This window comes from Bacillus cereus group sp. BfR-BA-01383 (assembly GCF_022663495.1).
Classification (GTDB): domain Bacteria; phylum Bacillota; class Bacilli; order Bacillales; family Bacillaceae_G; genus Bacillus_A; species Bacillus_A cereus_AU.
Window position 1 is genome coordinate 1 of record NZ_JAKUFP010000013.1, and the last position, 15787, is coordinate 15787.

Below are 15787 nucleotides of genomic sequence, written 5' to 3' on the forward strand. Positions count from 1 at the left end.
TGGTTATCACACTTCTTATAAATCCAAAAAAGATTTAATCCAAGGATTTTATGCCAATTATGAAAGACTGATTATAGGAAAGAAAGTAGTTGATATTCAGTCCATTGGAGAAGTGAAAACAAGCCAACAACTACCAAGAAACAAAAAACCATCAAACCCAAGAGTTACATTTGATGGTCGTCACTGGTGGATTAGTGTAGGGTTCCAAGAAGACTTTGAATCACAAGAACTAACCAATGAGTCGATTGGTGTGGATGTTGGTTTAAAAGAGCTGTTTGTAGCTTCTAATGGTATGAAAGAACGAAATATAAACAAAGATGCTAAGGTTAAAAAACTTTTGAAAAGGAAAAAGTCAGCACAAAGAGATATGTCTAGGAGATTTAAAAAAGGTGTGAAAATTCAATCTGCCGGATATGAAAAAGCTAAAACTGAGCACCTGCGGTTATCTAGGAAAATTAAGAATATCCGAAATAACCATATCCATCAAGCAACAGCTAAATTGGTGAAAACCAAACCAATGAGGATTGTTGTGGAAGACTTACCTATCTCAAACCTGTTAAAAAACAAAAAACTATCGAAAGCATTTTCATTTCAAAAATTAAACTTCTTCTTTCAATGTTTATCATATAAGTGCGAGAAGTATGGCATTGAGTATGTAAAAGCTGGTAAATGGTTCGCCTCAAGCAAGATTTGCTCATGTTGCGGAGTAAAATACGACCATTCAGTTCAACCAGAAGGACAGTGGAGTTTAAAAATACGTGAGTGGCGTTGTGTTCCATGCAATAGTCATCACGATAGGGATGTAAATGCTTCGATAAATTTATCAAGATGGGTAAAATAAATGCTTGATAATAGGAGGTAACGATACTGCCTCGTGTGGAGTGTTATACCCCTCGTCCCTTTGGGGCTGCGAGAACACGATGAAGCACTAACTTGTATAAATTTGATTAAATTGTATAGATTTAGTTAAGTTTATCGTATCGGAATGGATATGGTGGCGCATGCAGAAATAAACAATTTATCATTTGTATATGCTGATGAAAGCGAAAAAGCGTTACAGCATATTTCTCTTTCTGTTCAAAAAGGTGAGTTCATTACACTTGTGGGCGGATCGGGCTCTGGGAAGACGACTTTATTAAAACATTTTAAAAAGGAGTTACTTCCAATTGGTACGCGTTCGGGAGAGATGTTTTATGAAGGTGTTTTATTAGAGGAAGTACCTGATTTATTATCTGCACAAGAAATTGGCATGGTATTTCAAAATCCAGAAAATCAACTCGTAATGGATACAGTGATTCAAGAATTAGCATTTTCTTTAGAAAATATCGGGTTACCATCACATATTATTCAAAAAAGAATCGCAGAGCTTATTAGTTTTTTAGGATTTCAAGATTTATTGCACCAATCTGTTCATACGTTATCTGGTGGGCAAAAGCAACTTGTCAATTTAGCTGCGGTATTAGTTATGCAGCCGAAACTACTATTATTAGATGAACCGACAGCGCAGTTAGATCCGATTGCTGCAAAAGAGTTTTTAGGATTGTTAAAGCGTATTAATGAAGAGCTTGGAATTACGATTATATTAAGTGAACATCGTTTAGATGAAGTTATACCACTCGCAACACGTGTTATTTGTATGGATAACGGCCGAATCCTGTATGATGGTAGTCCTAAAACGGTTATAGCGAAAATGTGGGAAGTAGAAAACTTCCGTCCATTCATTCCGCAAATTCCAAGATTGTTTTTAGAGTGGAATGCGAGAGATATTCCGTTTACAGTGCGAGAGGCGCAAATGAAAATGAATGATTTTTCAGCAATATCATATGCGAATCAGCGAGTGGAACAGCGTGAAAAACAAGAAGTCATTTTAAGTGCAGACCATATTTCTTTTCAATATGAAAAAAATAGTCCGCTTATTTTACGAGATTTAACAGTTGCGATTGAAAGAGGGAAATGGGTAGCTCTCGTTGGGAAAAATGGTACGGGTAAGTCTACACTGTTAACGATTGTAGCAGGATTACAAAAAGCGAGAAGAGGGAAAGTAAAATGGAATGGTAAAGTGATACATAAAATTGATTCGAAAGAACGATTTAAAAGGATCGGGTATGTGTCGCAACATCCGTATTATCATTTTACATTTGATACAGTGTGGGATGAAGTGTATGAACGTGCACGTGAATTATACGGAGAACAAGGAAGAGAAATAGCAGAAGATATGTTAAAACAGTTTTGGTTACATTCGCTTAAAGAACGCCATCCGCATGATTGTAGCGGGGGAGAGCAACAATTACTCGCGTTATGTACAACGTTATTGTCAAAGCCAACGTTATTATTACTTGATGAACCGACAAAGGGATTGGATCCATGGAAGAAAGAGAGAGTAGGAGAGCTATTTAAGAAGTTGCAAAAAGAAGGTACAACAATTGTAATGGCAACGCATGATATTGAATTTGCGGCGAAATACGTGGATCAATGCATGATGTTATTTGATGGAACAGTTATTATGAATGATGCACCGAAAGAGTTTTTTAGCGGTAATTTCTTTTATACGACATCTATTAACCGATTCATTCGAAACGAGTTGCCATATGCATTAACGTGGGAGGATGTGTACGAAGCGTGTCCAAACGATATGTTGCCTTCATAATATGTATTTTTGCACTACTAATAGGTACATTACTCTTTACGACACTTATTATGGACGGTTATTACATGGTAAGTAGTTTGTTTGTATTAGCTGTTATTATATTACCTTTCTATGTCCGATTTGAAAGGAAAGCATTTGTTTCACGTGAAATTGTTCTCGTTGCCGTGTTAGCAGCAATTGCAGCAGTAAGCAGGGTACCATTTTCTATTTTACCAAGTGTACAACCAACTTCTTTTGTCATTATCGTTTCAGCAATTGTGTTTGGGAGTGAGACTGGTTTTATGATTGGTGCAACAGCGGCGATTGTGTCCAACATCTTTTTAGGGCAAGGTCCGTGGACGCCGTGGCAAATGTTTTCGTGGGGTATGATTGGCTTTATAGCAGGATTACTCCGAAATACATTTTTGATGAAAAAACTATGGGGACGACTCATATATGGATTTGCCGTTGGATTTCTATTTGGCTGGATTATGAATTTTTGGGGTCTTCTTGGGTTTATACAGGAAGCAACGTGGGAAACAGTTATTGCTTACTATGCTGCAAGTTTTTATTTCGATCTTAGTCACGCGATATCGAATGTTATTTTCCTACTACTATTTAGTACATCTTGGATTACGATTCTTACAAGATTTAAAAAGAAATACGGCATATTAGATGAGCATAATATGACATAGATAAGCATACTCATATAAGGTAGGGTCGCGACTTACATATTCGTTTGCCTCTTTCATGCTTCTTACATATTGTAGGGAGCATTTTTCTGTATATTTTTTAATTATAACGGAAATAATAATGAAGTATGCCATTTGAAAAAACTTCCCATCAATTGACGGGAAGTTTTTTCAATCTTGTTCTAAAATGTGAACCGTGTAATCGCAGCGTTGAATAGCTTGTTCGACAGCATAAAGGGATTGTTCAATACGAGCGCGATTAAAATCTTTTTCAACGGTCTGAAGTGCTTCTTCTAAACAATGTTTTGCTTCTTGTAATGATTGAAAAGAATCTTGTACATATCCGCGAGCATTTTCATGCATTTCATAATCCTCCTTGAATGTTCATATATGTATAGTATGAACAGTAAGGAGAAAAATATAATTTGTTATATTTTTTATATTTATTTGACAATTAAAACGAAATTACGTATAGTTAACTTTAAAGTGAATATTTTCTTATCCAGAGAGGTGGAGGGACTGGCCCGATGAAACCCAGCAACCGCGATGCAGGTGCTAATTCCAGCAGAACATTTTTGTTCTGGGAGATAAGACGAAGATATACGTAACTTCTTCTTATCGGAGAGGTTTTTTTGTTGCAAAAAAACCGATTACGAAAAACATTTAATAAGAAGAAAGGGGTTGCGAAGTACTGTGACACTCGAAAAATACGTAAAACTGCGTAGTACAGTTTATGAATATATGATAGAGCAAGATAAGCCGATATCATTGTTAGATATTCAAGAACATATCGTTTCGCATCATGAAGGAAAATTCACGAAAAAAATGTTACATCAATTTTATTTATCGAGACTATTAGACGAACTGAAACTGGATGGGAAAATTACTTTAGCTGATGATGAATATCTCTATACTGAAAAAGGGGTATTTTATAAAGCGAGAAAAGGGAGCTAAGCTCTCTTTTTTTGAAGTATGTAGAGTAAAAGACTGCTAAAGCAGCCTGATACAAGGAATGGTGTTGAGTGTGTAGTATCAAAAATTGAATGTGCCTGAAAGAGGCACTTCATATCGGCTGCAAATGAAAAGAGACACCTCCGCCGAATAGGTGTCAGTTGTTTTGTCATATAGACTCGCTAGTTGACAGTTATTAGAATAACATGCAGGGTTTTGGAAGTCAAAAGGGAATTAAAGGAAGAGGGAGGTGCTGTTATGTACGCATATTTATTAAAAGAACTACATAGGTATATTCCGAAATATATTGTTGATAGAGGATATGAATATTACGAAGATGGGCATGTAGAAGATGTTGAAATACACGACAAGAAAGTATTTGCTTTTGTTACTGGAAATGCAGGAAACTATGAAGTGGTTATTGATCTTGAAGATTTTACAGAAAGTAGCTGCGAGTGTCCGTATGAGAATTTTTGTAAGCATATGGCGGCGGTTGTTTATGATATTCAAAATGCTGGTGAGAGTACGGTTAAAGCGAAACTGCAAGGTTTAGAAAAAGAAGAGTTACTTACAGTATTAAATCGCTTGTTGCAAAGTTCGAAAAATGTGCAAATTGTAGAGAAGATGTTAAAGAAGGGGAAACTGTAACTATGAAAGAAAAGGCTCGTACATTATGAATGAAATTGATCGTATTATAAAGTGTTCTCAGTATGATAATGAACTTTTTCGGACGTATATTACGTGTTTACTTCAATTGAAGAAATGTAGCGAAACGTTTCAACAAATTCAAATACAATTAAGAAATGATTATTTAATACGAGGGATTTGTGAAAGAGAAGTGGATGAGATAGTACGGGGAAGTAAAGAATATGAAATACATTTTCTTCCTAAAGCGTTACGGTGGAATTTCTTGAGGGAAAATCCACATCTGATTGAAAAAGTATGTGAAGATTTTTTTGCATTTGAGGCATTAAATCTTATGGAGATAGAGTGGGAAACGATTATAAATTGCATGGGAAATAAATGATTTATTATATAAAAAAGCTAGTATAAAACTAGCTTTTCGTTTAAATAAATAAGAAGCATAGACTAATGATAAAACCTGCATATAGTAAGTTAATAACGCAAAATCCCATAATATCACGAGCGCCTAAGCCAGCTATCGCTAATGCTGGTAATGCCCAGAAAGGTTGAATTAAATTCGTCCAAGCATCGCCCCAGGCAATTGCCATTGCTGTTTTTGCAGCAGGTACACCAAGTTCAGCGCCAGCTGGAATCATAATTGGTGCTTGCACAGCCCATTGACCACCACCAGATGGAACGAAAATATTAACAATACCAGCACTTAAAAAAGTAAAGAGCGGGAAAGTTGTTTCGTTTGAAATGCTAATAAAGAAATTAGAAATAGCTCCTCCAAGTGAAAGTCCTTCACTATTTGCTCCAATCATCATACCCATAATTCCTGCGTAAAACGGAAACTGAAGTAAAATGCCAGAAGCACTTTTCGTAGAATCTGAAAAAGCGAGAATGTATTGAATCGGAGTCCGGTGGAAAATAAGACCGGCAATCAATAACATAAAAATAACGATATCTAGTGTAAGGTTAAAGCCTTTCGTATAAAAGTAGTTAAAAATATAAATAAGACCTAATAATCCAACGCAAAGTGTAATAATGATGCTATTTTCCATCTTTTCAGCGAACGTATTTTTCTCTATTTCCTGAGCGGCAGCCTCTTCATGAAACACGCTAGGATCTACCGTAATCGTATGTTTTTCATCTGGATGCATTGCCTTATTTATGAGAGGCATCGTAACTAAAAAGATAATAACTGGAACGAGAGCGTATGGTGAGAATAACGTTTCTGTTATTGGAATCGCTTCTTTAATACTTCCAGCTGTCGTTTTAATTAATGTTTCGCCGCCTGTTGCTAACGTAAGAGGGATAGAAGCAGAAAGCCCTGCATGCCAAATGAGAAATCCAGAGTAAGAAGAAGCAATTGCTAGTCTATAATCTAATCCTTCAAGCTGCCTTGCCACTTCTTTTGCATATAAAACAGATACAACAATTCCAAAGCCCCAGTTTATGTATGCGCCTAGTAAACTTACAATTGAAATGGCAATAATACCTTGGCCATTCGTTTTCGGTAGTTTTGCTGCTTTCGTTAATCCTTTTTTAATAAGAGGGGCGTTTGCCAATGCAGATCCTGTCACGAGTACAAGAGCCATTTGCATAGAAAAGGCGAGAAGTCCCCAAATTCCATTCCCCCAATGATTGATCATCTCGACCGGTGTTTGGTGAGTTGCAAACATGCCGAAGAAGATAACGAAAACAGTTAATAAACATGATAAAATAAACGGTTCTGGCAAGAAGCGTTGCACTAAGGCGACGCAACCATTTGTAAATGAACGAAACAAAATAGATCAACCTCCTTATGTATGTTTATTACAATATTCGAGGTTGTTTAGGTGAAAACCTTTAATGTATAGAAAATTCAGATATTAAAGGTGGTTGTCGTAATTTATCTAGCTATTTGTGGGCAGTAAGACTTCCACCTCAAAATTCAGTTGGAGCAAAGAAGTTACGCGAGAGATTAACTGTCCGTAAACGCCTGATGGGTTAAGGCTAATAATCAGTGGGGGATGGATAAAACCCCCACTGATTAAAGTTTCACTTTATTGATATATTGAAATTCTATGTCGAAATGTTATTTTATTTTGAGTTGAAATATTTCAAAGAAGGGTAGCCCCATTATCAACCTAACAGAAAAAGTTGCTCATCCACTCAATATGTAATATTGCATATGAAAATGAATTGATGCAAATGCAAAAACTTATTATAATGAAAGCATAAATATGCAACACATCTTAATACAGCAAAGAGGAGGAAGTAATATGGAAATCGCAATGGCAGTTTTGAAATTTTTAGGTGGAGTAATTCCATTAGTTCAAGAACTTTTAAAAGCATTTATGTAAGTTTATTAATTAGCAATTATTTATAAATCATTATCATATTAAAAAAAGAACGAGATGATTATTCTGAAAATTAAGAAAAGTAATAAAAGAATAAAATTCCTAGCATGTTTATTAGTTAGTTTATGCACTATTAATTATTCATCTATTTCCTTCGCAGAAACACAAACAGGCAATGTAACTGATGCAACAAAAAATGCTAGTGACATTAATACTGGCATAGCAAATTTAAAGTATGATAGTAGAGGTATTTTAGCAGTAAATGGTGATAAAGTAGAGAGTTTTGTTCCGAAAGAAAGTATCAATTCAAATGGTAAATTTGTAGTAGTTGAGCGTGAGAAAAAATCACTTACAACGTCACCAGTCGATATTTCGATTATTGATTCTGTGGCAAATCGTACTTATCCAGGAGCAGTACAACTTGCAAATAAAGCTTTTGCAGATAATCAACCTAGTTTATTAGTGGCTAAGAGAAAACCTTTGAATATTAGTATAGACTTACCTGGCATGAGAAAAGAAAATACAATAACTGTCCCAAATCCGACATATGGTAATGTGTCTGGAGCAGTAGACGATTTAGTATCTACTTGGAATGAAAAGTATTCAACAACACATACGTTACCTGCAAGAATGCAGTATACAGAATCTATGGTTTATAGTAAATCACAAATAGCAAGTGCTCTTAATGTTAACGCTAAATACCTTGATAACGGATTGAACATTGATTTTAATGCGGTTGCAAATGGAGAGAAAAAAGTGATGGTTGCGGCATATAAGCAAATATTTTATACCGTAAGTGCTGAACTCCCTAACAATCCATCAGATCTTTTTGATAATAGTGTTACTTTTGGTGAGTTAACTCGTAAAGGGGTAAGTAATGTAGCTCCGCCTGTTATGGTGTCAAATGTAGCGTATGGCAGAACAATTTATGTGAAATTAGAAACAACATCTAAGAGCAAAGATGTACAAGCTGCCTTTAAAGCCTTACTTAAGAATAACAGCGTCGAAACGAGTGGACAGTACAAAGATATTTTTGAAGAAAGTACCTTTACCGCTGTAGTATTAGGCGGAGATGCAAAAGAGCATAACAAGGTTGTTACAAAAGATTTTAATGAAATACGAAATATCATTAAAGATAATGCAGAATTAAGTCTTGAAAATCCAGCATACCCAATTTCATATACAAGCACTTTCTTAAAAGATAATTCAACTGCTGCTGTTCATAACAATACAGATTATATTGAGACTACAACTACAGAATATTCAAGTGCTAAAATGACGCTTGATCATTACGGAGCATATGTTGCCCAATTTGATGTATCTTGGGATGAATTCTCATATGATCAAAATGGAAAAGAAGTACTAACACATAAAACTTGGGAAGGAAGCGGCAGAGACAAAACTGCTCATTTCTCTACAGTTATACCACTTCCACCGAATTCAAAAAATGTAAAAGTCGTAGCGAGAGAATGTACAGGTCTTGCATGGGAATGGTGGAGAACAATAATTAATGAACAAAATGTTCCATTAACAAATGAAATAAAGGTTTCAATTGGAGGAACAACATTATACCCAACTGCTAATATTAGTCATTAGGTTGGAGCGAAGCGCCCTGTTTACAGGGCGCTTTTTTTTACTGAGTTGAAAGTATATCATAATTAATTCGCAAATCTTCTAACCATATTTTTAAATTTATAGCGATGTGACGGAGCCCTACATCCATCAACTTAAAAGACTATTCTTGAAGTTGAAATCAAGTTGCTATTTTCTCATGTTATTGAGAATAGCAACGTGATTTTTATGAAATATGTACCAAAAACTTTATAGTAATAATTCGCATGTTACCTCTCTAGTTAGTAGGATACTTTTTCTTAATATATGCATACTAAACATATCATAAAAGGTACATAGAAAGTGAGGGAATCATGGCTAAATTTTTGAAGCGTTTAAAATATAGAGACAATACTAAGTCATTTTCAATACGAGACAATACTCATTTTCAGAAAAAAAATATTGAGGACTCCCTCTTAGGCGCTGATTTATCGAAAAACATAGCTGATATTCAGAATATATTCCGTCAAACACCTGATTTAGTAATTCGTCGGTTTCAAATGAAAGTAGATGGATTAGAAGCAGTTTTAGTATATTTGTCTGGATTAACAGATAAAGAATTGATTCAAAATCATGTTCTAAGTCCTTTGATGAATAGTGATTTTGATACCAATAAAGAACTTCCAATTCCATTAGGACAAATTAAAATTATTGATACGTGGAGTCAGATTGAAAATGCTATTTTTGGAGGAGATAGTGTTTTATTAATCCACAGTCGAACAACAGCACACCAATTGGATACGAAAGGATGGCCACAAAGAAATGTTGAAGACGCTCATAACGAAATAGCTCTAAAAGGTGCGCATCAAGGGTTCACAGAAACTGCAAGTCAAAATATCGCAATGATTCGAAGATATATTCCCCATCGTGAATTAACAGTAAAAGAAATAATAATTGGTGTACGAAGCAAAACGAGGATTTCTATTTTATATTTGAAAGATGTAGCTTCTGAAGATGTGCTAAAGGAATTAGAAACACGGATTCAAAATATTACAGTCGACGCTGTTGCTAGTAATGGCGAACTTATAGAATTCATTGAAGATAACCCGTACTCACCGTTTCCACAATTTATATTAACTGAAAGACCTGATTTGGCAGTATCTCACATTCTACAGGGCAGATTTGTAACTGTAATGGATCATTCGCCCAATGTGTTAATTACTCCAACAAATTTTATTTCCTTTTTTCAAGGCTTGGATGATTACGGTACAAGGTGGTTAGTTGCTTCGTCTATTCGGATGCTTCGTTTTATCTCCTTTATGATTGCTTTATTTTTGCCTGCGAGTTATGTTGCGTTTATTTCCTTTAATTTTGAAGTTATTCCTGTAGAGCTGTATTTATCTATTGCAGAATCAAGAACGCGCGTACCCTTTTCTCCAGTTATGGAAGCATTACTTATGGAAATAACATTGGAAACGATGAGAGAAGGGGCTTTACGGATACCTACTCCAATCGGTCAGACAGTTGGAATTGTAGGTGGTATTGTTATTGGACAGGCGGCTGTTCAAGCGGGAATTGTAAGCAACATTATGATTATTGTTGTTGCTGTTACCGCCATCTCTTCCTTTGTTATCCCTAATTATGATATGGGAGCGGCAGTAAGACTTTTACGCTTTCCGATGATGCTTGCAGCTGCCTTATTTGGAATTGTTGGACTTGTTATCGGGTGGATGACTTTAATTGGACATCTAATCAGTCTTGAATCACTAGGTACTCCTTACGGAACGCCATTAGCACCATTTCGCTTTGCGGATATGAAAGATACTTTCATACGCCTACCTTTATGGGCATTAAGAAAGCGTTCTAAAGGTACCAGAGCCATTCAATCTATTCGACAAGGAAAGAATCAAAATAAAAGGTGAAACTATGAAAAAGTATGCCTATAATGACATTACGCTTATACAGTACATTCTTTTAATTAATGGAATGCAGGTAGGCACTGGCGTTTTATCGCTTCCACGCTTGCTTGCAGAAAAAGCTGGAACGGATGGATGGATAGCTATAATGATTGGCTGGATATTCTCCACAATATCAGGTGTTTTTATGGTGAAAACTGCTGCTAGATATCCCGAGGACACGATTTATGACATTCTTATACGATTATTTGGAAAAATAGTAGGCAAAGCATTCGTTGTTATTTACATGATGTACTTCGCTTTTTATTCTTGTAGCGTTCTTGTGAACGCTATGCTCTATCTTAAAGGATGGCTTCTTCCAAAAACACCTGACTATGTCGTTATCTTTTTATTTTCGATTCCTACCTTCCTTGTTGCACGTAACGGTCCACGTATTTTAGGGCGATACTCCGAACTTATTTTTTATATGTTTCTTTGGATTCCGTTATTTTTTTTGATCCCTCTTAAAGGGAACGGAAGTTGGATGCCATTTTTCCCACTTTTAAAAGAAGGGTGGAAACCTGTATTCATGGCTGTACCGACCACTATTTTTGCTTATTTAGGGTTTGATATTGCCTTCTTTTTATATCCCTTTTTACAAAAAAAACAGTATGCAGTCCATGGAATGGTTATTGCAAACACTTTAACGATGTTATTTTATTTATTTGCTACTATTGTTTGCTTTGCCTATTTTAGCCCTGAGAGCATTACGCAATATAATCAACCGGTACTAAATTTACTGAAAGTAATTGAATTTCGTTTTTTAGAACGTTTTGACATGATTTTATTGGCGCTTTACTTACCCGTTGTATCCACAGCATGGATTCCCGCTATATATTGCGCTGTATTTTGTTCAAGCCAATTAATTAGAAAACAAGATCACAGCTCGCATGTAGTTGTTCTCTTATTGTTCATTATCGGCCTCATATTTTGGACTCATCCTAGTTGGAATGAAGCCGAGACTTGGCAACAGACATTATCGAATGCTGGTTTTGGATTAACCTATATATCACCTATCGTTTTATGGCTGTATTGCTGTCTATATGAGAAGTTTCGCCAGGGGAGGATACATTGACATTGAAAAGAAAAGTACTATGTTTAATTTTGTTATCGGTGTTCATGATGACTGGATGCTTTGATCAAACAAATGTTGAAGATGTTTCTCTTACTCTTATTCTTGGTATCGATTTAGATCGTAATGATAATTTATTAGTGTATATGTCAAGCCCTGTTTTCAATAAAGAAGCAAAAATAAAAGAAGAAACCACTGGTGTAAAATCTGCTACGGTTCGAAAATCTAGAGACCAATTTGATGCTACTGTTATGGCGCTTACCTCGGGAAGTAAAACACAGATTTTTTTAATTGGAAAAAGGCTACTGAAACGAAAAGACTGGGAAAATTACCTCGATCCATTTTATCGAGATCCCAAAAATACAGTTACCGCAAGGGTTGTCGCTGTAGATGGACCTGTTTCAGACGTCATCTTCCATAGCCCAAAAGAAAAGCCGCGGCTGCCTATATATTTAACGAAACTAGTTGATACCGCTGCTTTAAGAAACATCACAGTAAAAACAACGCTTCAAGAATTACATGAACAAAGAGCAGACAAAGGGGTAACAGCAAATATTACTGAGGTGAAAAAAAAGAATAAAATATGGGTGACAGGTACAGCTTTATTGGATGAAAAAGGAAGGTATAAATTAACGCTAAAACCTGATGAAAACAAACTATTACGTATTTTGCAACAAGGAACTACAGGTGAGTTTTCATTTACAATGCCAATTAAAATAAAGGCGGACAGCCAAGATAAAGATTGGATAAGTTTTACTGCCTATGGTATTAAAGTAAAGACAAAAGCAAGATATGATGATCATTTTATATTTGATGTAGATGTAAAGATGAGAATCGGTATTACAGAACGACTTTTTTCGTTTAATACAAGAAAGGACGCAGAAAAATTACAAAAGGCGATTGAAACTAAGCTGGAAGCTGATTTCAAGCAATTAATAAAAAAAATACAAACTGCACAAATCGACCCTATTGGTCTTGGAAGATATGCAAGAACTTACACATATCCAGAATGGAAAAAAGTCCAAAATAAATGGAATAATGAATTAGCAAAGGGAGATGTAAACGTTAAGGTAAATGTGAAAGTTGGTGCAATGGGAACGATTAAGTAACATGAGTTCAACTGGAATTCGTACTAAAATTGCAAGTACCTTCTATTTTAGTACGGGAAATGCCTTTAATAGGGGTTCCGCCCCACATCGCTATCAAGTTGAAAATCTGTTGTTTCCCAAAACGATAAAAATAAACTTCGGTACCATAAAAACACAAAATCTCCATTTAGGGGGTACTTTAAAACCTTAGCATGATGGCGATGGGGTAGCACTAACAAAACGCGAGTTTCGTACGTTATCAAGCCCTAAATCGTAAAAAGTCATGAAAAGTAAGGGATGATACATATTATACATGACTAATTCATGACCAATATCAAATTCATTCGCAAGCGATTCTTTATCAAGCTCAGCATGATGGCCACCATCAACATCATGGTTAAAAGTATCCAATATGGTATGGCAGAACTGGAAGTGTTGGAAGTACTACGAGAACAGTTGGGTATTATTAATAAGAGCCAATAAAAAAATCCTCTTAGATGCAAGAGGATTTTTTTATTGGGAATAGTAAGGAGGAGGGGAGGTGCATTACATATGGGAAAAGGTAGAAGTAATAATGCTGGTAAAAAGCAACCAAATTTTGATGATTCATCTAATTTCGCTAAACAAAGCCAACCGACAGAAAAGAAGAAGAAATAAGAAAAGGAGCTCTTTTGATAAAGAGAGCTCCTTTTTTAGATATATTGATGTTCCAGCACAACATATTGATTGCTCAACCAAATAGTCATAAATGCAAGGCTTAAACTCCTGCGAATGGAAGCTAATTTAATATTATTGTCCTGCTTTTTCTAATGTTACTTGACGTTGACCTTATTTAAAAGCCAATATAAAAAAAGACGCGTTCCCTAAATAAACGAGCTTTTAATGGAGTATTATCTTTATTTTGATTATTTAATAAAATTCGCCATTTTATATAGATGATGACTTGAAACTGCTATTTTATGGGCCAAAGGAAGAAATTCCATCGCTTAGACCATATGGGAATAAATATGAGGTCGATATAAGTTCTTTAAAAAGAATAGAAAAGACACTTCTATAACAGTGTCTTTTCTGATAGTTTTTTTAGCAGAAGCAAGCAGCTCCTACAATGATTAATAAAATAAATAATACAACTATTAAAGCAAATCCTCCAGCAAAACCGCAGCCTTCGCCGCAACTACCACCAAATCCCATAATAGCTCCTCCTTTAATAAGAGGGGAAAACAAGGGTGCACTCATGTATTTTAACGGATTCAAATTACTTTATGTTTTTACGCATGAATTGAGCAGGTCCTTTTGAAAATAAAGAAAAGACACCCTAAGGTATCTTCCTCCGATTTCATTTTTATGGAAATAGAGGGTTTTTATTAATATAAATATTGCAAATGCTAAATCATTCATTCTTTTTGAGCAGTATTAGTATCTTGAGATACTGGTATGTATTCGGTAGCTCTAGATAAACCTGTTTTTGGCATAGTTTTTGTTTTAGCATCTTCTAATAAATAAATTAGGTTGCTGTAAATAAAACACTCCAATAAAAAAAGCTTCCACTACTGTGGAAGCTTCTCCAAATGATGGGCAATATCAACATACATATCGGAATAAATCGAATGTATTTCATTACTTGGCGCAGCATTAGAAGAGAAGTGGACGATTACCATGTTTGCTTTCGGATCGATGTAAAGCGTTTGTCCGTAACTGCCTAACACTTCAAAGGCACCTTGCTCGTTATGCGGAATCCACCATTGATTATGATAAGAAATAGATGCACCGTTGCCGATTGCGAGTTCACCTTCTTGTACATTTTTCACACTTTCAGTAATAGAGGAAGGGAGGATTTGCTTTCCATTATATTGACCGTTATTTAATAGCAATTGCCCGAATCTTGCCATATCTCTAGCAGTTGCATTTAAACCAGCGCTTGCTTGTTCTACTTTTGTTTCATCTGTAACGTAATACGCATTTTCTTCCACACCAATTTGAGACCAAATTCGTTCGCTTACATTTTCAGCTAATGATTTACCAGTGATTGTTCGAATAACCCAAGCGAGCGTTTCAGCTGATCCGTTATTGTAAGAAAAGGCAGAACCAGGTGGTGCAGTTTCTTCCGCTTCTCGCAACATATCATAAATGTTCATCGGACCATCGTAATTTTTGCCGCGGGGTAAAATATTACTAGCTAAATATAGTTGTGCATCTTGATTCTCTAGTCCAGGCTGCACATATCCGTGAGTCGGGTACTCTGCAGAAACTTGCATGTCCATTAATTGCTGAAGTGTCGCTTTCCCGAACGGTGTATTTTTTAATTCTTTTACGTACGTGTCAGCTGTTTTTTCTACATCAATCAGGTTTTCTTCAGCGAGAGATTGTATAATTGCCCCGGTAAATACTTTTGCTATTGATGCCATTCCATGAGGAACATTCTCGTTATATCCATTGAAATATCGTTCATAAACAAGTTGTCCATTATGTACAACGACAAAAGCATCTGTTTTGTTTTCGTCTAAAAGTTTTTTTAGGGGAGTTGTCTTTCCAAATCCACGCTCCACAGCAAAATCGTCTAAGTTTTGTAATGTAGTAGGGAAGGGAGAAATTTGATTAGGGTTATTATTTACCTCGTTAATTAAAGTGAATTCTTTCATATGCGTGTACGACCAACGTAAGTACGGATCGTCTAACCAATTTTTCTTAGTGACATTATCTTTAGATGGAGTCATTTTATTATGTTTGAAGTAAGTAAAACCAAGCCCTGTAATTACAAATATAAATGTGAGTAAGAGTAGGGGAGATTTTTTTAGTTTCATATAGGTCCCTCCTTGTTGTTTCTATAATAAGTATACGCTCCTATTGAAAGAAATACAAAATAAGGAAAGTAAACGGGTAAGT

14 protein-coding genes, 2 pseudogenes and 1 riboswitch are annotated in these 15787 nt (G+C 35.5%); of the genes and pseudogenes, 11 read left to right on the forward strand and 5 right to left on the reverse strand.

Annotated elements, in window-relative coordinates; genetic code table 11:
* The 3 genes from MR065_RS14010 to MR065_RS14020 all read left to right on the forward strand — a co-directional run.
* On the forward strand, window positions 1-841 hold an 841-nt coding region (locus tag MR065_RS14010), incomplete at its 5' end, for an RNA-guided endonuclease InsQ/TnpB family protein (RefSeq protein ID WP_242214073.1).
* A 144-nt stretch (window positions 842-985) separates the two neighbouring features.
* Window positions 986-2647, forward strand: a complete 1662-nt coding sequence (locus MR065_RS14015; protein ID WP_242214074.1) for an ABC transporter ATP-binding protein — start codon at window positions 986-988, stop codon at window positions 2645-2647.
* Window positions 2620-3321 (forward strand): ECF transporter S component, encoded by a 702-nt coding sequence (locus MR065_RS14020; protein WP_242214075.1) that lies wholly within the window; start codon window positions 2620-2622, stop codon window positions 3319-3321. The genes MR065_RS14015 and MR065_RS14020 overlap by 28 nt, the downstream gene beginning before the upstream one ends.
* A 168-nt stretch (window positions 3322-3489) precedes the next feature.
* On the opposite strand, the gene MR065_RS14025 is transcribed toward MR065_RS14020, so the two are convergent.
* Complete coding sequence (locus MR065_RS14025; RefSeq protein ID WP_097905386.1) at window positions 3490-3681, reverse strand: hypothetical protein; 192 nt, start codon at window positions 3679-3681, stop codon at window positions 3490-3492.
* Window positions 3682-3813: 132 nt separating this feature from the next.
* A riboswitch (SAM riboswitch) is annotated at window positions 3814-3912 on the forward strand.
* A gap of 99 nt (window positions 3913-4011) precedes the next feature.
* Between MR065_RS14025 and MR065_RS14030 the strand changes: the two genes are divergently transcribed.
* The 3 genes from MR065_RS14030 to MR065_RS14040 all read left to right on the forward strand — a co-directional run bounded on the left by MR065_RS14030 (window position 4012) and on the right by MR065_RS14040 (window position 5296).
* Window positions 4012-4272, forward strand: a complete 261-nt coding sequence (locus MR065_RS14030) for a hypothetical protein (RefSeq protein WP_000171473.1) — start codon at window positions 4012-4014, stop codon at window positions 4270-4272.
* 255 nt (window positions 4273-4527) lie between these two features.
* Window positions 4528-4917: an SWIM zinc finger family protein gene (locus tag MR065_RS14035; protein WP_098991671.1), complete on the forward strand. Its 390-nt coding sequence runs from the start codon at window positions 4528-4530 to the stop codon at window positions 4915-4917.
* Between the two features lie 25 nt (window positions 4918-4942).
* A complete protein-coding gene (locus MR065_RS14040) occupies window positions 4943-5296 on the forward strand; it encodes a group-specific protein (protein ID WP_242214076.1) in 354 nt (117 codons plus the stop codon).
* A gap of 40 nt (window positions 5297-5336) precedes the next feature.
* Here MR065_RS14040 and MR065_RS14045 read toward each other — a convergent pair whose 3' ends face one another.
* Window positions 5337-6683: a short-chain fatty acid transporter gene (locus MR065_RS14045; protein WP_242214077.1), complete on the reverse strand. Its 1347-nt coding sequence runs from the start codon at window positions 6681-6683 to the stop codon at window positions 5337-5339.
* 612 nt (window positions 6684-7295) lie between these two features.
* Between MR065_RS14045 and alo the strand changes: the two genes are divergently transcribed.
* The 5 genes and pseudogenes from alo to MR065_RS27895 form a co-directional block, all read left to right on the forward strand.
* On the forward strand, window positions 7296-8834 hold the full coding sequence (gene alo, locus MR065_RS14050) for an anthrolysin O/cereolysin O family cholesterol-dependent cytolysin Alo (protein ID WP_242214078.1): 1539 nt from the start codon (window positions 7296-7298) through the stop codon (window positions 8832-8834).
* A gap of 329 nt (window positions 8835-9163) precedes the next feature.
* Window positions 9164-10711 (forward strand): spore germination protein, encoded by a 1548-nt coding sequence (locus tag MR065_RS14055; RefSeq protein WP_242214079.1) that lies wholly within the window; start codon window positions 9164-9166, stop codon window positions 10709-10711.
* Between the two features lie 4 nt (window positions 10712-10715).
* The gene (locus MR065_RS14060) at window positions 10716-11819 is read left to right on the forward strand and encodes a GerAB/ArcD/ProY family transporter (RefSeq protein ID WP_098990955.1); all 1104 of its coding nucleotides are present in this window, start codon (window positions 10716-10718) and stop codon (window positions 11817-11819) included.
* Between the two features lie 2 nt (window positions 11820-11821).
* The gene (locus tag MR065_RS14065; protein WP_242214178.1) at window positions 11822-12925 is read left to right on the forward strand and encodes a Ger(x)C family spore germination protein; all 1104 of its coding nucleotides are present in this window, start codon (window positions 11822-11824) and stop codon (window positions 12923-12925) included.
* Window positions 12926-13832: 907 nt separating this feature from the next.
* Window positions 13833-13961: pseudogene (locus tag MR065_RS27895) on the forward strand (DUF7225 domain-containing protein); the annotation flags it as partial.
* Between the two features lie 23 nt (window positions 13962-13984).
* Here the strand turns inward: MR065_RS27895 and MR065_RS14070 are convergent.
* The 3 genes and pseudogenes from MR065_RS14070 to MR065_RS14080 all read right to left on the reverse strand — a co-directional run bounded on the left by MR065_RS14070 (window position 13985) and on the right by MR065_RS14080 (window position 15705).
* On the reverse strand, window positions 13985-14095 hold the full coding sequence (locus MR065_RS14070) for a YjcZ family sporulation protein (protein WP_242214080.1): 111 nt from the start codon (window positions 14093-14095) through the stop codon (window positions 13985-13987).
* A 203-nt stretch (window positions 14096-14298) separates the two neighbouring features.
* Window positions 14299-14376, reverse strand: a pseudogene (locus MR065_RS14075) (DUF4188 domain-containing protein); the annotation flags it as partial.
* A 75-nt stretch (window positions 14377-14451) separates the two neighbouring features.
* A complete protein-coding gene (locus tag MR065_RS14080; RefSeq protein WP_242214081.1) occupies window positions 14452-15705 on the reverse strand; it encodes a serine hydrolase domain-containing protein in 1254 nt (417 codons plus the stop codon).
* Window positions 15706-15787: the final 82 nt, after the last annotated feature.